Annotated in this window: 21 protein-coding genes; 9 read left to right on the forward strand and 12 right to left on the reverse strand. The window is 57.1% G+C overall.

Annotated features, from left to right (window positions below; translation table 11 throughout):
- Positions 1-39: 39 nt before the first annotated feature.
- Entirely contained in the window at positions 40-1,188 is a 1,149-nt protein-coding gene (gene fucO, locus NWV12_RS21640) for a lactaldehyde reductase (RefSeq protein ID WP_101744699.1), read from the forward strand.
- Positions 1,185-1,499, forward strand: a complete 315-nt coding sequence (gene rhaM, locus NWV12_RS21645; protein WP_048976990.1) for an L-rhamnose mutarotase — start codon at positions 1,185-1,187, stop codon at positions 1,497-1,499. The genes fucO and rhaM overlap by 4 nt, the downstream gene beginning before the upstream one ends.
- Here rhaM and NWV12_RS21650 read toward each other — a convergent pair.
- The 4 genes from NWV12_RS21650 to NWV12_RS21665 form a co-directional block, all read right to left on the reverse strand.
- Positions 1,487-2,761: an MFS transporter gene (locus NWV12_RS21650; RefSeq protein ID WP_048981022.1), complete on the reverse strand. Its 1,275-nt coding sequence runs from the start codon at positions 2,759-2,761 to the stop codon at positions 1,487-1,489. The two genes, rhaM and NWV12_RS21650, sit on opposite strands and share 13 nt — an antisense overlap.
- Before the next feature lie 44 nt (positions 2,762-2,805).
- Positions 2,806-4,929 (reverse strand): alpha-galactosidase, encoded by a 2,124-nt coding sequence (locus NWV12_RS21655; RefSeq protein WP_048981024.1) that lies wholly within the window; start codon positions 4,927-4,929, stop codon positions 2,806-2,808.
- 104 nt (positions 4,930-5,033) lie between these two features.
- Complete coding sequence (locus NWV12_RS21660; protein WP_048981025.1) at positions 5,034-6,029, reverse strand: LacI family DNA-binding transcriptional regulator; 996 nt, start codon at positions 6,027-6,029, stop codon at positions 5,034-5,036.
- 17 nt (positions 6,030-6,046) lie between these two features.
- Positions 6,047-6,595 carry a helix-turn-helix domain-containing protein gene (locus tag NWV12_RS21665; RefSeq protein WP_033146956.1) on the reverse strand — a complete coding sequence of 183 codons (549 nt, stop codon included), beginning with the start codon at positions 6,593-6,595 and terminating at the stop codon, positions 6,047-6,049.
- A 103-nt stretch (positions 6,596-6,698) separates the two neighbouring features.
- On the opposite strand from NWV12_RS21665, the gene NWV12_RS21670 reads away from it, so the two are divergent.
- Entirely contained in the window at positions 6,699-7,358 is a 660-nt protein-coding gene (locus tag NWV12_RS21670) for an AzlC family ABC transporter permease (protein WP_048981027.1), read from the forward strand.
- The gene (locus tag NWV12_RS21675; protein WP_033146957.1) at positions 7,358-7,681 is read left to right on the forward strand and encodes an AzlD domain-containing protein; all 324 of its coding nucleotides are present in this window, start codon (positions 7,358-7,360) and stop codon (positions 7,679-7,681) included. Before NWV12_RS21670 ends, NWV12_RS21675 begins: the two co-directional genes overlap by 1 nt.
- A 39-nt stretch (positions 7,682-7,720) precedes the next feature.
- On the opposite strand, the gene NWV12_RS21680 is transcribed toward NWV12_RS21675, so the two are convergent.
- Together NWV12_RS21680 and fdhD are read right to left on the reverse strand one after the other, a co-directional pair.
- The gene (locus tag NWV12_RS21680; protein WP_033146958.1) at positions 7,721-7,933 is read right to left on the reverse strand and encodes a DUF1471 domain-containing protein; all 213 of its coding nucleotides are present in this window, start codon (positions 7,931-7,933) and stop codon (positions 7,721-7,723) included.
- 114 nt (positions 7,934-8,047) lie between these two features.
- On the reverse strand, positions 8,048-8,884 hold the full coding sequence (gene fdhD, locus NWV12_RS21685) for a formate dehydrogenase accessory sulfurtransferase FdhD (protein ID WP_039264196.1): 837 nt from the start codon (positions 8,882-8,884) through the stop codon (positions 8,048-8,050).
- Between the two features lie 373 nt (positions 8,885-9,257).
- On the opposite strand from fdhD, the gene fdnG reads away from it, so the two are divergent.
- The 4 genes from fdnG to fdhE are packed head-to-tail and all read left to right on the forward strand — an operon-like array spanning position 9,258 to position 14,781.
- Positions 9,258-12,308, forward strand: coding sequence for a formate dehydrogenase-N subunit alpha (gene fdnG / locus NWV12_RS21690; protein ID WP_094935278.1), 3,051 nt, complete (start codon positions 9,258-9,260; stop codon positions 12,306-12,308).
- Between the two features lie 12 nt (positions 12,309-12,320).
- On the forward strand, positions 12,321-13,223 hold the full coding sequence (gene fdxH / locus NWV12_RS21695) for a formate dehydrogenase subunit beta (RefSeq protein ID WP_008501831.1): 903 nt from the start codon (positions 12,321-12,323) through the stop codon (positions 13,221-13,223).
- The gene (gene fdoI, locus NWV12_RS21700) at positions 13,220-13,855 is read left to right on the forward strand and encodes a formate dehydrogenase cytochrome b556 subunit (RefSeq protein ID WP_010436852.1); all 636 of its coding nucleotides are present in this window, start codon (positions 13,220-13,222) and stop codon (positions 13,853-13,855) included. The genes fdxH and fdoI overlap by 4 nt, the downstream gene beginning before the upstream one ends.
- Entirely contained in the window at positions 13,852-14,781 is a 930-nt protein-coding gene (gene fdhE / locus NWV12_RS21705) for a formate dehydrogenase accessory protein FdhE (protein WP_029741588.1), read from the forward strand. The genes fdoI and fdhE overlap by 4 nt, the downstream gene beginning before the upstream one ends.
- A gap of 39 nt (positions 14,782-14,820) precedes the next feature.
- Here fdhE and NWV12_RS21710 read toward each other — a convergent pair whose 3' ends face one another.
- Together NWV12_RS21710 and NWV12_RS21715 are read right to left on the reverse strand one after the other, a co-directional pair.
- Complete coding sequence (locus NWV12_RS21710; RefSeq protein ID WP_080298642.1) at positions 14,821-15,192, reverse strand: type II toxin-antitoxin system VapC family toxin; 372 nt, start codon at positions 15,190-15,192, stop codon at positions 14,821-14,823.
- Between the two features lie 2 nt (positions 15,193-15,194).
- Positions 15,195-15,413 carry a ribbon-helix-helix protein, CopG family gene (locus NWV12_RS21715; protein ID WP_249425976.1) on the reverse strand — a complete coding sequence of 73 codons (219 nt, stop codon included), beginning with the start codon at positions 15,411-15,413 and terminating at the stop codon, positions 15,195-15,197.
- 223 nt (positions 15,414-15,636) lie between these two features.
- Here NWV12_RS21715 and NWV12_RS21720 point away from each other — a divergent pair, with 223 nt between their 5' ends.
- A complete protein-coding gene (locus NWV12_RS21720; RefSeq protein ID WP_048981029.1) occupies positions 15,637-16,557 on the forward strand; it encodes an alpha/beta hydrolase in 921 nt (306 codons plus the stop codon).
- An 8-nt stretch (positions 16,558-16,565) separates the two neighbouring features.
- Here NWV12_RS21720 and fabY read toward each other — a convergent pair whose 3' ends face one another.
- Genes fabY through yihX form a run of 4 tightly spaced genes read right to left on the reverse strand, consistent with a single transcriptional unit; the run spans position 16,566 to position 19,460 of the window.
- On the reverse strand, positions 16,566-17,507 hold the full coding sequence (gene fabY / locus NWV12_RS21725) for a fatty acid biosynthesis protein FabY (RefSeq protein ID WP_039264191.1): 942 nt from the start codon (positions 17,505-17,507) through the stop codon (positions 16,566-16,568).
- Between the two features lie 44 nt (positions 17,508-17,551).
- Positions 17,552-17,989 (reverse strand): D-aminoacyl-tRNA deacylase, encoded by a 438-nt coding sequence (gene dtd / locus NWV12_RS21730; RefSeq protein WP_008501836.1) that lies wholly within the window; start codon positions 17,987-17,989, stop codon positions 17,552-17,554.
- Positions 17,986-18,867 carry a virulence factor BrkB family protein gene (locus tag NWV12_RS21735; protein ID WP_033146965.1) on the reverse strand — a complete coding sequence of 294 codons (882 nt, stop codon included), beginning with the start codon at positions 18,865-18,867 and terminating at the stop codon, positions 17,986-17,988. Before NWV12_RS21735 ends, dtd begins: the two co-directional genes overlap by 4 nt.
- Positions 18,861-19,460, reverse strand: a complete 600-nt coding sequence (gene yihX / locus NWV12_RS21740; protein WP_039264189.1) for a glucose-1-phosphatase — start codon at positions 19,458-19,460, stop codon at positions 18,861-18,863. The genes NWV12_RS21735 and yihX overlap by 7 nt, the downstream gene beginning before the upstream one ends.

A 19,460-nucleotide genomic window follows, 5' to 3' on the forward strand; every position in this document is an offset into this window, starting at 1 on the left:
CCTTCGCAGGACAAACGTTGATCGTTAAGGAGAATTATCATGAGCTTTATGTTGGCACTTCCAAAAATCAGCCTTCACGGCGCGGGCGCAATCGGCGATATGGTTAACCTGGTTGCGAACAAGCAGTGGGGAAAAGCGCTGATTGTCACCGACGGCCAGCTGGTGAAGCTGGGCCTGCTCGACAGCCTGTTTACCGCGCTGGACGCCCATCAGATGTCGTATCACCTGTTCGATGAGGTGTTCCCGAACCCGACGGAAGCGCTTGTGCAAAAAGGAATTTCGGCTTACCGGGACGCGGAGTGTGATTACGTGATTGCCTTCGGCGGCGGCAGCCCGATTGATACCGCCAAGGCGATCAAAATCCTCACCGCCAACCCCGGCCCCTCAACCGATTATTCCGGCGTCGGCAAGGTGAAAAATGCGGGCGTGCAGCTGGTGGCAATTAATACCACCGCAGGCACCGCGGCGGAGATGACCAGCAATGCGGTGATCATCAACTCCGCGCGGCAGGTGAAAGAGGTGATTATCGACCCGAACATCATCCCGGACATCGCCGTAGACGATGCCAGCGTGATGCTCGATATTCCCGCCTCCGTGACCGCCGCAACCGGTATGGATGCCCTGACCCACGCCATTGAAGCCTACGTGTCCGTTGGCGCGCACCCGCTGACCGACGCCAACGCGCTGGAAGCAATTCGCCTGATCAACCTGTGGCTGCCGGAAGCGGTCGAAGACGGTCATAACCTTGAGGCGCGCGAGCAGATGGCATTTGGTCAGTATCTGGCGGGCATGGCGTTTAACAGTGCGGGTCTCGGCCTTGTGCATGCCCTGGCGCACCAGCCGGGCGCGACGCACAACCTGCCGCACGGCGTATGCAACGCCATCCTGCTGCCGATCGTCGAAAGCTTTAACCGCCCGAACGCGGTCGCGCGTTTTGCCCGCGTGGCGCAGGCGATGGGCGTCGATACCCGCGGCATGAGCGATGAAGCCGCCAGCATGTCCGCCATTCAGGCGATTCGCGACCTGAGCGCTCGCGTCGGCATCCCTGCGGGCTTTAGCCAGCTCGGCGTGACCAAAGCCGATATTGAAGGCTGGCTGGATAAAGCGCTCGCCGATCCGTGTGCGCCATGCAATCCGCGCGCCGCCAGCCGTGATGAGGTCCGCGAGCTGTACCTGGAGGCACTATGATCCGCAAAGCCTTTATGATGCAGGTAAACCCGGACGCGCACGAGGAGTACGCGCGCCGCCACAATCCAATTTGGCCGGAGCTGGAAAAGGTGTTGAAAGACCACGGCGCACACCACTACGCCATTTATCTCGATAGGGCCCGCAGCCTGCTGTTCGCGACCGTAGAGATTGAATCGGAGGAGCGCTGGAGCGCGGTAGCGAATACCGACGTCTGCCAGCGCTGGTGGAAACATATGGGCGACGTCATGCCGTCGAACCCGGATAACAGCCCGGTGAGTACCGAGCTGAAAGAGGTCTTTTACCTGGACTGATGTGTTAACGCTGCTGCCCCCGCGGCGGCGATCTCCTGCCTGCTGCTCAGCGTAAACGCCGACACCACCGTAATCGCCAGTACGAAACAGCCCAGCATCAGATACGTCTCCTGGAAGCCGATCCGGTCATACATATTCCCGGCAAAAGCGGAGAGGAAAATGGCCGCCGACTGCTTGGCGAACTGGAAGCCGATCAGATAGATAGTCGCTGACAGTCGGGTATCAAACACCCCGGTGATGTACTTAAATGCGCCCACCAGCAGGAACGGGACTTCCAGCGCGTGCAGCATCTTGAGGGCAATCACCTCCACGGCGGTGGTGGCGAACGAGGAGCCGATAATGCGCGTCGCCATAATCACCCCGGCGATCAGCAGCGTGTTCTTCGCGCCGATGCGGTTAATGATCCACGGCGAACAGAACATAATGATGGCGTTACAGATTTCCCCCGCAGTCGTTGCGAAACCAAAGGCGCGGGTCCCTTCCTGCGGCGTGGCGAAGAAGGTTTTAAAGAAGGTGGCAAACTGCTGGTCGAAAACGTCATACACGCAGGCCACGCCAATCACATAGAGGATAAACATCCACATTCTGCGCTGGCGGAACAGGTTGAACACGGTTTTGGCGGTGATTTGCGGCTGGTTCGCGCCCAGGGCATCCATGACCTGCGCCGTCTGGTTGGGCTTTGGCTTCGCCACCACCAGCAGCAGCATCAGCAGCAATGCCGCTCCCGATCCCATCCAGAAAACGTACGACGGATCGATGCCGAACAGGATGCCGCCCGTTGAGGCGCACAAGCCCCAGCCGAGGCAGCCAAACATCCGCGCCTTGCCGTACTCAAAGAAGCTGTTGCGGCTCACGCGCTCAATGTAGGCTTCAATCGCCCCCGATCCGGCCGAAAATACAAAACCGATATACAGCCCGCCGCTCAGCGCGCCCAGCCAGATATTGGCTTTCAGCAGCGGCGCGAAGACGTACAGGAAGAACGGCGCGAACAGAAACAGCAGCACCGCGATGATCCACAGAAGGTGTTTTTTCAGCCCCAGCTTGTCCGAAATTACGCCCAGCACTGGCTGGAAGGCGATAGCCGACAGCGAGATGCAGGAGAAGACAATCCCGGTGTGGGTTTTATTCAGGCCGATGATGTCCGACAGCCAAATCGGCAGGAACGGAAAGCAGGTGGCCATGATGAAGAAGTAGAGAAAGAAGAACAGTCCAAAGATCCAGAAGTTAGGGTTGTCTTTGTGGGTACAGGTTGTTGTGTTCATTATTTTTATCCTCAACGGAGGGCCGACTGCCCGGCCCGTCACCCTTACACGCGTTCAACGCCAATCAGAATGGCGGTTTCCGGATCCAGAATCGGCAGCGCAATGCCCGCCTGCATCAGCCACTCGCCGCTCACCGTTTGCGGCGTTTCCATCCACGCCGGCAGCTTGCGCATGGTGTGCCCTCCCTCGCCCGTAATCTGAATATTCGGGTGATCGAGCAGCGTGACGCGGTACCGCGCGCTGGCCTCCAGCCCCGCCATGCGCAGCGGCATCATCAGGCTGTAGTCCGGCATCGCGAGCTGGCTGACCATAAACAGCCCCTGCGCCTTATCTTCGCTAACAATACCCTGCGCCAGCGTGGTGGCGTCCGGCATATCAATTCGCCACTGGGTGCCGCGATGAATGACCTCCCGCCACTGCTTGTGCAGCGCGGCGTAATGGCGATAGCCTTCGCGCTCCCGTGCGTCCACGGTGAGCGGATCCAGCTCCAGCCCCATATGGCCAAACAGAGCCGTCAGCCCGCGAAACTGGATGCTATGCTGGCGGAAGGTGGCGTGGCATTGATGATGACCGATATGCGCGCCCATCACCTCCGGCGGGAAGAAGTAGCTCATGCCGCGCTGGATGGTGCTGCGCTCCAGCGCGTCGTTGTTGTCGGACGCCCAGAAGCGGTGGCTGCGGGTCAGTACCTCATAATCAATGCGACCGCCGCCGGAGGAGCAGGATTCAAACTCAATATGCGGGAAGCGCTCGCCCAGCACGTCCAGCAGGCGGTAAAACTGACGGGTCTGGGCGTCGGCGGCGGCTTTACCGTTGTGTCCAGGCTGCACCAGCTCGCGGTTCATGTCCCACTTTACGTAGTCGACCGCATGCTCGCCCAGCAGCCAGCTCATGCGCTCTACCAGGTAATCAAAGGCCTCCGGGATGCTGAGATTGAGCACCAGCTGGTGTCGTCCGGTCGCCCGGGGATAGCCCGGCAGCGCCAGTACCCAGTCAGGATGCGCACGGTACAAATCTGAATCCGGGTTGATCATCTCCGGCTCAACCCAGATGCCAAACTCCATGCCGAGCCGTTTGACGTGGTCGATCACCGGCGTCAGGCCGTTCGGGTATTTTTTCTCGTCCAGATACCAGTCGCCCAGCGCGGCATGGTCGTCGTTACGGCCTTTGAACCAGCCGTCATCAATGATGAAACGCTCCACGCCCAGCGCGGCAGCCTCGTCGGCCATGCGCTTAATGTAGTCCGGATCGTGGTTGAAGTAGATCCCTTCCCAGGTATTGAGGTGCACCGGGCGCGGTTTGTTTTCCGGGAAGCGGATGACGTTGTTGCGCAGGTAGCGATGAAACGGCTGGCTCATGCCGTTCAGGCCCTGCGTGGAGTAGCTGGCGTACAGGCGCGGCGTCCAGAGCGTATCGCCCTCCTCAACCGCCATTTCACCCGGCAGGTAGAGCGCTTCGGCCTGAAGATAGCGACGACCGTCGGTTTTCGCTTCCGCGCGCAGGCGGTGATTACCGCTCCAGCCCAGATGCACGCCCCAGACGTCGCCCTGCATTTCGCTGAACGACGGCGTACCGGCAATCAGCGCCGGGAAGTGCTCGTGGGAGGTTTTACCCCGACGGTTTTCAATCACGAAGCCGTCGTGTTCAAGCTTAACGCGGTGCGGCTGAAACTCCCTGATCCAGCGTCCGTGGAAGGCCATCACCTCCTGCGCGCGCTCGGCCACCGGCAGCGTGACGGCGAAACGGTCCACCTGCCAGGGGATCGCTTTCAGGTTCGTTAAACCGTGACGAACCACCAGCACGCCGCTGGCATCCAGCACCAGCTCGCTGGTCAGGCGCAAGCCCGCATGCTCATCTTCGGCGGTAATGGTCAGGGTGTTTACGTCCTGATGCACCTGCGTGGTTTTGAACACCGGGGAACCGTCCAGCCCCTGGCGATGACCCTCAATGCCAGGCGAACCAAACAGACCATGCCCCAGCTCGGCCATCAGCGTGACCGGGGAGTCGACGTCAAGCCTGGCGTTGGCAACAGGACGTGCGAGCATAGCAACATCCTGCGGCGAAAAGTGCTGAAGGTGAGGCCCCCAGTAGAGAATTTCGGCGAACGGATGGGTTTTGATCACCACGTCTACCGTCGTGGTTTCGAGTCGTAAAACGGGATCTTGCATCAGACATCTCCTGTCATCGGGATGATCTGAGTGTTGATCCGAAACGTTTCGGATACAAACCAAAACGTTTCGGTTCTGTGATCGGGTTTAAAATTTTGCGGTATTTAGGCCGTCTGGCCCGGAGAGAATTCAGGCTGCCAGAGCACCTGAAGCTGTTCAATATCGTCGCCGTTAATCAGCTGACGCACCATATCGGCAATCTGTTTCCCGACGCCCTGACGGGTGGATTGGATCACCGACGCCACCTCAATATCAACGATGCTGTCCTGCGGCAGGCCGTCATAGACCACCAGCGAGACGGCGTTGTCGCCGGATAAACGCCCCAGCTGCGCCAGCGCCATCGCCGCGCCGTCACCGTGGGTGTTGCAGTCGGTGATGATGGCCGTTGGCGGCTGCGGCAGGGCAAGCAGTTCTTTCGTGGTGGCATACCCGACGCGGCGCGAAGGCGGCATGGCGCGCAGCCATTCGCTGGAAAGCCCGGCTTCCCGCAGGGCGTCGAGATAACCCTGACGGCGCTGGGTGATAAACGCCTGATTGTTGCTCTCGCCAAGTAGCGCGATACGCTGATGGCCTTTCTCGATCAGCCAGCGGGTCGCCTGCCAGGTACCGGCATAGTTGTCGAAGTCAAACCACGCATACGGCTGCGGGAGGTGGCTGCGCCCAAGCGCCAGGAAAGGAAAACCGGCGGCCTGAAGCTGCACAAGACGCGGATCGTGATCCAGCGTGTGCGCCACGATCAGCGCGTCGACGCGTCGGCTTTGCACCATGCGCATATAGCTGTGCTTATCCGCCAGATCGTCGTCGGCGATGAGCAATAAGTCGATCTCATGTCGCGCCAGTTCATGGCTAATTTCGCCGACCATGTCCATAAATACGCTGTTATTGAGCGGAACAGGATGTACGGGAAACACCAGCCCGACGGCGTCAATTTTGCCCATCTTCAGGCGGCGGGCAAAGGTGTTTGGTCGGTAACCACGGCGCTGAGCCTCCGCTTCCACGCGTGCGCGCGTCTCGGCGGAGACGTCGTCATATCCGTTGAGGGCGCGGCTGACGGTAGTGACTGACAGCCCCAGTTCTTTAGCAATGGCTTTAAGCGACATGAGTTTCCGTATCTCTGTTAGTTTTGTTCCGCCACCAGCAGCGCGTGCGTATCCGGCTCCAGCGCCTTAAAGATATGCGGCAGATCGGCGGGATAACAGATGTAATCTCCCGGGCCGAGTTCTTCCGCCGCGTCGATCAGGCCGACTAACGCGCGCCCCTGCGTCACAATAATGTGTTCAACGGACCCCGGCGGATGCGGCTGGGAAATGCGGTCTGCGCCCGGCTGGGTAAGCAGGAGGTATACGTCGCGTCGCGCGCCAGGCGGACATGCCGCCAGCAGTATCGCCTCGTAGTTGGCCTGTCCGGCAACGACCTTCGTACCTTCACCACGACGGATCACCTGAGTGGTAGGCTGCTGTGGTTCAAGCAGGCGGGCAAAAGGAATATCCAGCGCCACGCAAAGCGACCACAGCGTTTCGAGGCTCGGGTTACCGTTGCCTGACTCTAGCTGAGAAAGCGTGGATTTTGCGATCCCGGCACGGCGAGCGATTTCCGCCAGTGAAAGCCCGGTTCGCAGGCGTTCTCGCACCAGGCTTTTGGCGATTACGCTGATTGGCTGCGTCATAAAACGGCCTCTTTGTTCTTTAAATCGAACGAATCGTTCATCTTGAAAAACACTTCTGTTGCGTTCATTATAATGGATACCCGTTCGATATGGCTAAAAATGTATGAAGCATCATCTCTCTTGCCTGAAAGGCGACACCATAAAAGCAATCATCCTGGTCTGCCTCGCGGTCGGCGTGGTCGGGATGTCATACGGCTCCCTGGCGATGGCCTACGGTTTCCCGGTCTGGGTACCGTTTTTACTCTCCATCACCGTACTCGCGGGCGCGTCAGAGTTTATGTTTATTGGCATCGTGGCAAGCGGCGGTAACCCGCTGGCGGCCGCAGCCGCGGGGTTGCTGGTCAACGCGCGGCACGTGCCGTTTGGCGTGACGGTGCGTGAGCTGGTCGGCAAACGCGGCCTGAGCCTGTTGGGCTGCCACATCATGAATGACGAAAGCGTGGTGTTTGGCCTGTCGCAAAAAACGCCCGAACAGCGCAAAGCGGCGTACTGGCTATGTGGTTTAGGCGTGGCGATTGTCTGGCCGCTGGGGGCCCTGCTGGGCGCCATGGTCGGCAAGCTGCTGCCGGATCCGGAAACCATCGGGCTGGATGCGGTATTCCCGGCCATATTGCTGGCGCTGGTGGTTCCCGCGTTTAAAAACCGTACCACGCTGATCCGCGCCTGCAGCGGCGCCGCGCTGTCACTGGCCGCCGTGCCGTTTGCCCCGGTGGGATTACCGGTGCTGCTCTCCTTACTGGGTCTCGCTGCGAGGAAAAAATAATGGGAAATATGACGTTTTTTATTCTCGGTATCGCCATTTTGTCTGCGGGAACGTATCTGATGCGTCTTGGCGGGGCGAAACTGGGCAGCAGGCTGGCATTGTCAGAGCGTTCACAGGCGCTGCTGTCAGATGCGGCAACGGTATTGCTGTTTTCCGTGGCGCTGGCGACCACGTTTTATGAAGGTGACCACTTTGCCGGCATGGCGCGCGTGCTGGGCGTGGCGTTTGCGGTATTTCTGGCCTGGCGAAAGATGCCGTTAATTGTGGTGATCGTGGCGGCGGCAGTGGTAACCGCGCTGCTGCGCGTGGCGGGCATAAACTAAAAAAGCGCCCCGGGGGCGCTCTTTCGACGGTGTGACAGCTTATTTAGTCAGTTCAGCAGTCATGTGTACGCGGTTACCTGAGAACGCCTGGGTAATTTTGTAAGATGATGCGCCAGCATCCTGAGCCTGAGCCGCGATTTTAGCTTCTGCGCCATCAATGGTAGAGGCGGTAGCGGTCACGGTCTGTGCAGCGAAAGAACCGAAAGAAGTAGCCAGAGCGATTACAGCGACAAAAGTTTTGATGCTTTTCATGATATAAACCCTTTCATTAAGTTGTTTAGGTAAGGCACCGTGCCTTGATGAGATAAATACTAGACCTCATCTCGAACAACTAAAAGCGGAAGGATTTGCTATTATCATTCAAAATTATTGATTAACAATTAATCGCTGCGGATGGGTATAAATCGTCGCCCTTCCCGGCTTGCAGAAGCCCACCAGCGTCAGGTTGCAGCGTTCCGCCACCTCCACCGCCAGCGTGGTCGCCGCCGACACCGCGAACAGAATTTCCACACCGCACATCGCCGATTTTTGCACCATCTCATAGCTGGCGCGACTGGAAACGAGTGCAGCCCCCTGCATCCAGACATCACTTTCACGCGCACGGCGACCGAGCAGCTTGTCCAGCGCCACGTGGCGGCCCACGTCCTCGTGGCCCCCGGCAATATCGCCCGACGGCAACACCCATGCCGCCGCGTGCGTGCAGCCGCTCAGCTGGCCGATGGGCTGTACATCGTTCAGGTGCTCGAGCGCATGGTCGAGGTGAGCCAGATTAAAGGTCTGAGTAAACGGCAGTGGCGCAACGGGTTTGCCAATATCATTGAGCTGCTCAACGCCACACACGCCGCAGCCGGTACGCCCGGCCAGCGCGCGGCGGCGCTCTTTCAGCCCCATAAAGCGGCGGCTGGAGAGTTCGATTTGCACTTCAAGGCCGTTGCAAGCCTGCACCACGTCCATGCCGTAGATCTCCTGCGGATGGTCAATGATGCCTTCCGAGAGGGAAAAACCGATGGCGAACAGCTCGAGATCTTTCGGCGAAGCCATCATCACCACATGGGAGATACCGTTGTAAACGAGCGCAACGGGCACCTCTTCCGCCAGAAAATCCGGCGTGGCATGGGTAATGTGGGGCGGTCTGTGTACCGACAGTTCCACAATGCCCGCAGGCAGGGGGGACGAGTGGGGAGCACGGTTTTGTTTAGACACAGCGGTATTCCTGAACAACCACGGAGGTGAGCCTGCTATTGCATCACAAACAACAGGGCTTACGCATAGTATGGATCAACTTTTCAGCATCAAGTTTACCTACTCACTTGTGAGAGGTACAACAAAACGCATGCTACACCCCTTTAACATGCGGGGTTAATAATGTGATTAATATCACACTTTATAGTCAACAGGGTGATAATACGTTCACTTTGTATTAACGCCATTAGAACAGCTGTACCGACATTGTGGTATTCTGATGATATCCCTCGTGGAATTGAGGGATTAACGCAAATTTTTCTCCTTTGCGGTCAATTCTCAACCGCGAAGTTAAAACTACATATGTAAGCAATGTCGAAACAAGGAGTGACCCATGCAGGTCAGCAGAAGGCAGTTCTTTAAGATCTGCGCTGGCGGTATGGCAGGCACCACGGCAGCGGCACTGGGCTTTGCGCCCGGCGTAGCGCTGGCGGAAACGCGGCAGTATAAACTGCTGCGCACCCGTGAAACCCGTAATACCTGCACGTACTGCTCTGTCGGTTGCGGGCTGTTGATGTATAGCCTCGGCGACGGTGCTAAAAACGCCAAAGCGTCTATTTTCCATATCGAAGGCGACCCGGATCATCCGGTCAACCGCGGCGCATTGTGCCCGAAAGGGGCCGGTCTGGTGGACTTTATCCACTCCGAAAGCCGCCTCAAGTTCCCTGAATATCGCGCACCTGGCTCCGATAAATGGCAGCAAATCAGCTGGGAAGAGGCGTTCGACCGCATCGCAAAACACATTAAAGAAGACCGCGATGCCAACTTTGTTGAGAAGAACGCCGACGGCGTCACGGTCAACCGCTGGCTCTCCACCGGGATGCTGTGTGCCTCTGCTTCCAGCAACGAAACCGGTTATTTAACCCAGAAATTTACGCGCGCACTCGGTATGCTCGCGGTCGACAACCAGGCGCGTGTCTGACACGGACCAACGGTAGCAAGTCTTGCTCCAACATTTGGTCGCGGTGCGATGACCAACCACTGGGTCGACATCAAGAACGCCAACCTCATCGTGGTGATGGGCGGTAACGCCGCTGAAGCGCACCCTGTCGGGTTCCGCTGGGCGATGGAAGCCAAAATCCACAACGGTGCGAAACTGATTGTGATCGATCCCCGCTTTACGCGTACTGCGTCAGTGGCGGATTTCTACACCCCAATTCGTTCAGGTACTGACATCACTTTCCTGTCAGGCGTATTGCTGTACCTGATGACCAACGAAAAATATAACCGCGAATACACCGAAGCTTATACCAACGCCAGCCTGATCGTGCGTGAGGATTACCACTTCGAAGATGGCCTGTTCAGCGGTTACGACGCCGAAAAACGCAAATACGACAAAACCAGCTGGAACTACGAGCTGGATGAAAAAGGCTTTGCGAAGCGCGACACCACCCTGCAACATCCGCGCTGCGTGTGGAACCTGCTGAAAGAGCACGTTTCCCGCTATACGCCGGAGGTGGTTGAGAATATCTGCGGTACGCCGAAGGCAGACTTCCTGAAGGTGTGCGAGCTTATCGCCGAGACCAGCGCGAAAGATAAAACCGCGTCGTTCCTGTACGCCCTCGGCTGGACGCAGCACTCCATCGGCGCGCAGAACATCCGTACCATGGCGATGGTTCAGCTCCTGCTCGGCAACATGGGGATGGCAGGCGGCGGCGTGAACGCCCTGCGCGGTCACTCCAATATTCAGGGTCTGACCGACCTCGGCCTGCTGTCTCAAAGCCTGCCGGGTTACATGAACCTGCCAAGCGAGAAACAGACCGACCTGCAAACCTACCTGACGGCCAGCACGCCTAAACCGCTGCTCGAAGGCCAGGTAAACTACTGGGGCAACTATCCGAAGTTCTTCGTCTCGATGATGAAAGCCTTCTTCGGCGACAAAGCGACGGCTGAAAACAGCTGGGGCTTTGACTGGCTGCCGAAGTGGGACAAAGGTTACGACGTTCTGCAGTATTTCGAGATGATGCACCAGGGCAAAGTGAACGGCTATCTGTGCCAGGGCTTTAACCCGGTTGCCTCGTTCCCGAACAAGAACAAGGTTGTTGAGTCTCTGTCGAAGCTGAAGTTCCTGGTGACGATTGACCCGCTCAATACCGAGACCTCAACCTTCTGGCAGAACCACGGTGAATCGAACGACGTCGATCCGTCGAAGATTCAGACCGAAGTGTTCCGTCTGCCGTCGACCTGCTTCGCGGAAGAGAACGGTTCTATCGTCAACTCCGGACGCTGGCTGCAGTGGCACTGGAAAGGTGCGGACGCCCCAGGCATCGCCATGAACGACGGCGAGATCCTGGCCGGTATCTTCTTACGCCTGCGTAAGATGTATGCGGAGGAAGGCGGCGCGAACCCGGAACCGGTGCTGAACATGACCTGGAACTACTCGACGCCGGAAAACCCTGCGCCGGAAGAAGTGGCGATGGAGAGCAACGGTAAGGCGCTGGCAGACGTTATCGACCCGGCCACCGGTACCGTGCTGGCGAAGAAAGGCGATCAGCTCAGCACCTTCGCGCACCTGCGCGATGACGGCACCACGTCAAGCGGCTGCTGGATCTTTGCCGGTAGCTGGACGCCAAAAGGCAACCAGATGGCCAACCGCGACAACGCCGACCCGTCGGGCCTTGGCAATACGCTGGGCTGGGCATGGGCGTGGCCGCTCAACCGCCGTATCCTCTATAACCGCGCATCCGCTGACCCGCAGGGTAACCCGTGGGATCCGAAGCGTCAGCTTCTGAAGTGGGACGGCGCGAAATGGGGCGGCGTGGATATTCCGGACTACAGCACTGCCGCACCGGGCAGCGACGTTGGGCCGTTTATCATGCAGCCTGAAGGGATGGGGCGTCTGTTTGCTATCGATAAGATGGCGGAAGGTCCGTTCCCGGAACACTACGAGCCGTTTGAGACGCCGCTGGGTACCAACCCGCTGCACCCGAACGTGGTCTCTAACCCGGCAGCCCGTATCTTCAAGGGCGATTTCGAAGCGCTGGGTAAAAAGGACAAGTTCCCGTATGTGGGCACCACCTACCGTCTGACCGAGCACTTCCACTACTGGACCAAGCACGCGCTGCTTAACGCCATCGCGCAGCCGGAACAGTTTGTGGAGATCGGCGAGAAGCTGGCGGGCAAGCTCGGCATTGCCCATGGCGATACCGTGAAGGTCTCCTCTAACCGCGGCTATATCAAGGCCAAGGCGGTGGTGACCAAGCGTATTCGCACGCTGAACGTTCACGGTCAGCAGGTGGATACCATCGGTATTCCGATCCACTGGGGCTATGAGGGCGTGGCGAAGAAAGGGTTCATTGCGAATACCCTGACGCCGTTCGTCGGCGATGCGAACACGCAGACGCCGGAGTTTAAGGCCTTCCTCGTGAACGTGGAAAAGGTGTAACGGAGACGACTTATGGCTTATCAATCTCAAGACATTATCCGTCGTTCCGCGACAAACGGTTTCACGCCCGCGCCTCAGGCGCGGGACCACCAGCAGGAAGTGGCGAAGCTTATCGACGTGACCACCTGTATCGGCTGTAAAGCCTGTCAGGTGGCGTGCTCGGAGTGGAACGACCTGCGTGACGAAGTGGGTCACAACGTCGGGGTGTACGACAACCCGGCGGACCTGACCGCCAAGTCCTGGACGGTGATGCGTTTCTCGGAAGTTGAGCAGAACGACAAACTGGAATGGCTTATCCGCAAAGACGGCTGTATGCACTGTGCGGATCCGGGCTGCCTGAAGGCATGTCCGTCAGAAGGGGCTATCATTCAGTATGCCAACGGCATCGTCGACTTCCAGTCTGAACAGTGCATCGGCTGCGGCTACTGCATCGCGGGCTGCCCGTTCGACGTACCGCGCCTGAACCCGGAAGACAACCGCGTCTACAAATGCACGCTGTGCGTTGACCGCGTCACCGTCGGCCAGGAGCCAGCGTGCGTGAAGACCTGCCCAACCGGCGCAATCCACTTTGGCTCCAAAGAGGATATGAAAACGCTGGCGGCAGAGCGCGTGGGCGAGCTGAAAACCCGCGGTTACGACAACGCGGGCCTGTACGATCCGGCCGGAGTTGGCGGTACGCACGTCATGTACGTGCTGCACCACGCCGACAAGCCGAACCTGTATCACGGCCTGCCGGAGAACCCGGAAATCAGCGCCACCGTGAAGTTCTGGAAAGGCATCTGGAAACCACTGGCAGCGGTCGGTTTTGCTGCCACCTTCGCAGCGAGCATCTTCCACTACGTCGGCGTTGGTCCGAACCGCGCGGAAGAGGAAGACGACAACCTGCATGAAGAGAAAGACGAGGTGCGCAAATGAGAAAACGTGACACCATCGTGCGCTACACCGCGCCGGAACGCATCAACCACTGGGTCACCGCCTTCTGCTTCATGCTGGCGGCGATAAGCGGGCTGGGGTTCTTCTTCCCGTCCTTCAACTGGCTGATGCAGGTACTGGGTACGCCACAGCTGGCGCGCATCCTTCACCCGTTCGTGGGTGTGGTGATGTTTGCCTCGTTTATCATCATGTTTTTCCGCTACTGGCACCATAACCTAATCAATCGGGATGATATCTTTTGGGCGAAGAATATTCGTAAGATCGTCGTCAACGAGGAAGTGGGTGATACCGGGCGTTATAACTTCGGCCAGAAATGCGTATTCTGGGCGGCGATTATCTTCCTGGTCCTGTTGCTGGTGAGCGGCGTGATCATCTGGCGTCCGTACTTTGCGCCTGCTTTCTCAATCCCGGTGATCCGATTTGCGCTGATGCTGCATTCATTTGCCGCAGTGGCGTTAATTGTGGTTATCATGGTGCATATCTACGCCGCCCTTTGGGTGAAAGGCACCATTACCGCGATGGTGGAAGGATGGGTAACCAGTACGTGGGCGAAGAAACATCACCCGCGCTGGTACCGTGAAGTCCGCCAGAAACAGGAAAAGTCATCTGAATGAGTATTCGCATAATCCCGCAAGATGAGCTGGGGTCGAGCGAGAAACGCACGGCGGATTATATTCCGCCGTTGTTATTCCCCAGACTCAAGAACCTCTACAACCGCCGCGCAGAGCGTCTGCGCGAGCTGGCAGAGAACAACCCGCTGGGTGATTTTCTGCGCTTTGCCGCGCTGGTTGCCCACGCGCAGGAAGTGGTGCTGTACGACCACCCGCTGCAAATGGATCTGACCGCGCGCATCAAAGAAGCCAACGCGCAGGGCAAGCCGCCGCTGGACATTCACGTCCTGCCGCGCGACAAGCACTGGCAAAAACTACTGCATTCGCTGATTGCCGAGCTGAAGCCGGAGATGAGCGGCACCGCGCTGGCGGTCATTGAGAATCTGGAAAAAGCGTCCGAACTTGAGCTGGAAGAGATGGCGAGCGCGCTGTTTGCCTCCGACTTCGCTCTGGTGAGCAGCGATAAAGCGCCGTTTATCTGGGCCGCGCTGTCGCTCTACTGGGCGCAAATGGCAAGCCTGATCCCCGGTAAAGCCCGCGCCGAATACGGCGAGGCGCGCCAGTTCTGCCCGGTCTGCGGCTCCATGCCGGTATCGAGCATGGTGCAAATCGGCACCACTCAGGGGCTGCGCTACCTGCACTGCAACCTGTGTGAAACCGAGTGGCACGTGGTGCGCATCAAGTGCAGCAACTGCGAGCAGACCCGCGATCTGAACTACTGGTCGCTGGAAAATGAAGAAGCGGCGGTGAAAGCCGAAAGCTGCGGCGACTGCGGCACTTACCTGAAGATTCTTTATCAGGAAAAAGACCCGAAAGTCGAAGCCGTGGCCGACGATCTCGCCTCGCTGATTCTGGATGCGAAGATGGAGCAGGAGGGCTTTGCCCGCAGCTCGATCAACCCGTTCCTGTTCCCGGGCGAAGGGGAGTAATTCCCTCTGACAGTGCCGGGCGGCGTAAGCTTGCCCGGCCTATAGTTGGTAAGGTGAAACGACTCCAGTAATGCCCGAAAAGTCTTTCGTGTTTCGAGAAATCAACGGACAATTTCTGCTCTGAGCTGTGGCCAGAATGATAGCATCAGGCAGTTTCATTCCATGCTTCTCGCGCAGAATTACACTTCTTTCAGCGATATCTCGGGTGATATCAATAATCTCAAATACGCCCATCACTGTCGCAGTTTTCGCTTCGTGACCATGTTTGCGGGCCCCCACCATGACTTCCATCCATGTGATCAGACTAATGGCTCGATGAGAAGCTGTGCGATCAATTGCATCCGCAGCCTCAACGCGATTATTAAAAAGATCGATGAGTATATTGGTATCGAACACTGCCATGTGCTCCATGATTACCACTCCTCACGCAGCTTGCGTTCATACTCAAGCCCATCTTCCTGCTGGTTTCCCCACAAGCCAAGCGCATCGCGGATAACCGATGAACTCTGCTGGTCGAGATATTGCTCAATGGCTTCCCGAAGCAATTCGGCACGAGGACGGTTACGCAGCTGCTTCAGATTATCCAGTCGTTGAATTACGTCATCAGACAAATCGATCAGAATTCTGCCCATATCAAGATCCGCGGAAAGACTTATATATCACCTTAGTATATCACTATTGTCTATTTTCAAGGCAACATACGCTTTCATTCAGAAGGGTTAAAGCCCGTAGCTATAGTTTTCCTGCTATTTGCGAAGCGCTTTCCAGATTTTTAGTCCTCGACAATTTTCTTATTTTCTTTTGAATCAAACCAGGTTATAAAGCTGTATATCCATACAGTTAAAGGGAGTTTTCATGGCACTGGAACAGGGTATTGCGCAGCTGGTTCAGGGATTTATCGCTGCAGGCCGGCCTTCGTCACGTCGACAGACCATTGAGGTACGACGAGCAGGGTACATTGCCAGCACGGGGCTTGCCGGGAAGACAGAAACGCGCGTTCAGGTAGAAGCGCTAGTGCTTGAGGGCCTTACCATTCGGGTATTTTCACCTCTTAATGCCCCTGAAATATTGCCTGCTGCCATCTACTATCACGGCGGATGCTTTATCAGCGGCGGCTTTGATACCCATGACAACCAACTCCGTCAGTTAGCCTGCTACGGCAATTGCCGGGTGATCGCGGTTCAGTACAGGTTGGCGCCGGAGCATACCTTCCCCGCCGCACATGACGATGCTGAAAGAGGTGCAGATCTGGTCTGGAAGTATGCGGACAAATTAGGCGTGGATAAGAACCGGCTCACCCTCTGTGGAGACAGCGCAGGAGGGCATCTGGCGCTGGTAACGGCGCTGAGGCTTAAGGTTAAAGGGCTGTGGCAACCTGTACAGCTTATTCTTATCTATCCCATGCTCGACGCCACCGCCAGTTTTGAAAGCTATGCTCTCAATGGCACGGATTATATTATCACCCGCGATACCCTGCTCAGCGGGTATGAAATGTATCTTGCAGAGACTGACCGCCAGCATCCGGAAGCCAGCCCGCTGTGGCGCGATGATTTTTACGGGCTTCCGCCAGTGCATATCATTACAGCAGAGTACGATCCGCTGTGCGATGAGGGAGAAATGTTGTATCAGCATCTGACTGAGCAGGGTGTGAAGTGTACCGCTCAGCGCTGGCTGGGCGTCATCCATGGCTTCTTTCAGCTTGGCGGCGTCAGCCAGTCAGCGCGAGACGTTATGCGGGATATCGCCGGGCGGATTAACCACGCCCGAGGAGAGTGAACAGAAGATTACTCCTCCTCGTTCCCACCCTCTTCATACGCGCCGAAGGGCTTCGCTGGAAGAACAATGTAGGTGCCTTCAAACACCGCACCCGGTGTTTTATCGCCAAACAGTTCAACCTGCATTTGTACGCGGGCTTTGCGGCCGCGCGCCAGGCGGTCCAGATCGCCGCCCAGTGACCCCAGATCGGCCACGGCGCTCGGCTTGCCGCTTATCGGTGCGCTATAGCGGATGTGAGCATCAGCAAGAATAATGGTGCCGCCCAGATGGCGCTCGCGAAGCATCAGCCAGATGAGGCCCCAGCCGGTGAGCGTCGCGAGGGAAAACAGACTTCCGGCAAACAGAGTGTGGTGCGGGTTTTGATTGCCGGTTTCCGGCATGGTGGTAATAAATTTTTGTCCGGTGTACTGCTGAATGCGCACGCCCATTTTTTCGCTGAGCGGAATGTGCTGATACCAGGCCTGCTGCAGCTGTCCACACCAGTCGGCGCGATGAAGAATATCATCCAGCGTGGCGATGGGTTTGATCATCAAAAAATGACGAATCGGCGTGGTTTGTGGGGTCGTGATTTCCCCCTGATTCACAAAGCCGAGCTTGGCGAAAAAATCTACGGCATCTTCGCGGGCGCTACAGGTAACGCGCTTAACGCCTTCCTGACGGGCGACGGACTCAAGGGTCATCGCCATTAGCGTTCCCAGACCTTTGTCCTGAACGGAGGGATGAACCGCCATAAAGCGAATCGACGCTTCGTTATCGGCGTTGATATACAAGCGCCCGACGGCGACGAGGTTACCCTCTTCGTCCATCACCATCTGATGGTGGGCCATCGCATCCCAGGCGTCGCGTTCCGATCCTTTTGGCTGATGCAGTGGCTTGCGCAGCATTTCCCAGCGGAACTGGTAATAAGCGTCTAACTCTTCTTCCGTTTGCGGTACTCGAAGGTGATACATAGCTGTACTCTCTCTTGTTACCCGCGGCCACGCCGCCAGTTGGCTCATACCTGGAGCCAGAATGTGACGGGGCCATCGTTCACCAGCGAAACCTGCATATCTGCAGCGAATCGTCCGGTTTGCGTATTCATTTCCTGCTGGCGACAACGCTCAACAAAGTACTCGTAAAGTGCTTCTGCACGATCCGGCGCGGCACCTTTGGAGAAGCTCGGGCGCATGCCGCGCTCGGTATCCGCAGCCAGCGTAAACTGGGAAACCACCAGCACGCTGCCGCCCGCCTGCTGGACGTTCAGGTTCATCTTGCCTTCCGCATCGCTGAAAATACGGTAGCCCAGCACTCGCTCACACAAGCGGTTGGCTTTTTGTTCGTCGTCATCCTTTTCGACACCTAACAACACCAAAAGTCCTGGGCCAATTTCACCCGTCACCTCTCCCTCCACGGTGACGCTGGCACGGGTTACGCGCTGTATCAATGCAATCATGGTTGGTCTGCTTCTAATTGTTTTTCAGCTTCTGCTGCTTTTTTAAGTTCGCGGTACACACCGAGAGTGACAGTTATTTCGGCACCAAGCAAGACGATACACCAGGTCCAGTAGACCCAGACAAACAAAATGGGGATCACCGCCAGCACGCCGTAAATCAGCTGATAGGACGGAAACATGGTGATGTAGAGGGCAAATCCTTTTTTACCGAGCTCAAAAAGCAACGCCGCCACCAGCGCTCCCACAACCGCATCGCGGTTAGGTACGCGCGTGGTCGGCACGACGCTATAGAGCAGCCAGAAAGAAAGCCACGACAGGATCAGCGGAAAGATGCGAAGCGCATTATCAATTACGCCGTTTAAATCACTCGCCCAGCGCAAGGAGAGAAGATACGAACTGATCGCCAGGCTCGCCCCGGCCAGCAGCGGCCCCAGCGTAAGAATCATCCAGTACACGGCAAAGGAATAGACCTTTGGCCGCGCTTTTTTACTCCGCCAGATAGTGTTCAGCGCATTATCAATGGCGTACATCAACAGCAGCGCGGTAACGATAAGACCGCACGCCCCCACTGCCGTCATCTTGCTGGAATTGGCAACAAACTGCTCAATGTAGTTCTGGATGACATCCCCGGTTGCAGGGATGAAATTCGCGAAGACAAAATGACGAAGCTGCAGGCTGACGTCCGCAAACATCGGAAAGGCGGAAAACAGGGCAAAGATGACCGCCACAAGCGGCACTAATGAGAGCAACGACACGTAGGCGAGGTTACCCGCCAGCGTGGTCATGTTGTCCTCATCAATACGGTGCCAGAGCAGTTTCAGCCAGGCCCTCAGGGGGCGAGTATGATGCGTGGCTTTTTGATGAACGGTTTTTAGCATAGCTGCTTCGCAAAGTAGTTTGGTATCGTCTCTTTTCCGGTCACCAGAATTGACGTAATACCCAACTGGTTAGCTCCCTCTATATTATCGGCGTTGTCGTCAAAAAAGACCGCATCGGCCGCGGTGAATCCTTCCGACTGGAGAACAGCCTGATAAATTCGCGCTTCAGGCTTACGCATCCCCATCTCTTGCGAAAGATAAATCTTGTCGGCCGCCGCCTTAACTTCAGGGTATTCCTCAGGCCAGAACGTGGTGTGCAGACGGTTGGTATTTGACAGCACAACGACCCGATGGCCCTGCTTGCGGAGCTTATGCATGATGTCGATCGCTTCAGGCCGGATGGCGACAAATACTGCCTGCCAGCCGTGAGAAAACTGCTCGTAGCTTAACGGTAGGTCCATCTCCTGGCAGAAACGTTCAGCGAATTCTTCATCACCGATCTCGCCGCGTTCATGCTGATGGAAGGTCTCGCCCATCGCGAAATTCTGCTTCAGTGTCGCCAGCGGAACGCGGCTAAAGTCGCTCCATGCACCCAGCACGCGATTAAAATCGATATCGACGATTACGTTTCCTAAATCAAAGATATAAAGCAT

It is taken from the genome of Enterobacter sp. Crenshaw, from assembly GCF_024734705.1.
Taxonomy (GTDB): domain Bacteria; phylum Pseudomonadota; class Gammaproteobacteria; order Enterobacterales; family Enterobacteriaceae; genus Enterobacter; species Enterobacter asburiae_B.

Excerpts from the sequence above, each read along its gene's own strand:
- fdoI (WP_010436852.1), top strand. The coding sequence starts at position 13,220 with ATGAGAAAACGTGACACCATCGTGCGCTACACCGCGCCGGAACGCATC.
- NWV12_RS21715 (WP_249425976.1), bottom strand. The coding sequence starts at position 15,413 with ATGGGCAGAATTCTGATCGATTTGTCTGATGACGTAATTCAACGACTG.
- NWV12_RS21710 (WP_080298642.1), bottom strand. The coding sequence starts at position 15,192 with ATGGAGCACATGGCAGTGTTCGATACCAATATACTCATCGATCTTTTT.
- yihX (WP_039264189.1), bottom strand. The coding sequence starts at position 19,460 with ATGCTTTATATCTTTGATTTAGGAAACGTAATCGTCGATATCGATTTT.
- NWV12_RS21670 (WP_048981027.1), top strand. The coding sequence starts at position 6,699 with ATGAAGCATCATCTCTCTTGCCTGAAAGGCGACACCATAAAAGCAATC.
- NWV12_RS21660 (WP_048981025.1), bottom strand. The coding sequence starts at position 6,029 with ATGTCGCTTAAAGCCATTGCTAAAGAACTGGGGCTGTCAGTCACTACC.
- NWV12_RS21655 (WP_048981024.1), bottom strand. The coding sequence starts at position 4,929 with ATGCAAGATCCCGTTTTACGACTCGAAACCACGACGGTAGACGTGGTG.
- fucO (WP_101744699.1), top strand. The coding sequence starts at position 40 with ATGAGCTTTATGTTGGCACTTCCAAAAATCAGCCTTCACGGCGCGGGC.
- fdxH (WP_008501831.1), top strand. The coding sequence starts at position 12,321 with ATGGCTTATCAATCTCAAGACATTATCCGTCGTTCCGCGACAAACGGT.
- NWV12_RS21680 (WP_033146958.1), bottom strand. The coding sequence starts at position 7,933 with ATGAAAAGCATCAAAACTTTTGTCGCTGTAATCGCTCTGGCTACTTCT.
- NWV12_RS21650 (WP_048981022.1), bottom strand. The coding sequence starts at position 2,761 with ATGAACACAACAACCTGTACCCACAAAGACAACCCTAACTTCTGGATC.
- dtd (WP_008501836.1), bottom strand. The coding sequence starts at position 17,989 with ATGATTGCATTGATACAGCGCGTAACCCGTGCCAGCGTCACCGTGGAG.
- fdhE (WP_029741588.1), top strand. The coding sequence starts at position 13,852 with ATGAGTATTCGCATAATCCCGCAAGATGAGCTGGGGTCGAGCGAGAAA.
- NWV12_RS21735 (WP_033146965.1), bottom strand. The coding sequence starts at position 18,867 with ATGCTAAAAACCGTTCATCAAAAAGCCACGCATCATACTCGCCCCCTG.
- NWV12_RS21665 (WP_033146956.1), bottom strand. The coding sequence starts at position 6,595 with ATGACGCAGCCAATCAGCGTAATCGCCAAAAGCCTGGTGCGAGAACGC.
- NWV12_RS21720 (WP_048981029.1), top strand. The coding sequence starts at position 15,637 with ATGGCACTGGAACAGGGTATTGCGCAGCTGGTTCAGGGATTTATCGCT.
- rhaM (WP_048976990.1), top strand. The coding sequence starts at position 1,185 with ATGATCCGCAAAGCCTTTATGATGCAGGTAAACCCGGACGCGCACGAG.
- fabY (WP_039264191.1), bottom strand. The coding sequence starts at position 17,507 with ATGTATCACCTTCGAGTACCGCAAACGGAAGAAGAGTTAGACGCTTAT.
- NWV12_RS21675 (WP_033146957.1), top strand. The coding sequence starts at position 7,358 with ATGGGAAATATGACGTTTTTTATTCTCGGTATCGCCATTTTGTCTGCG.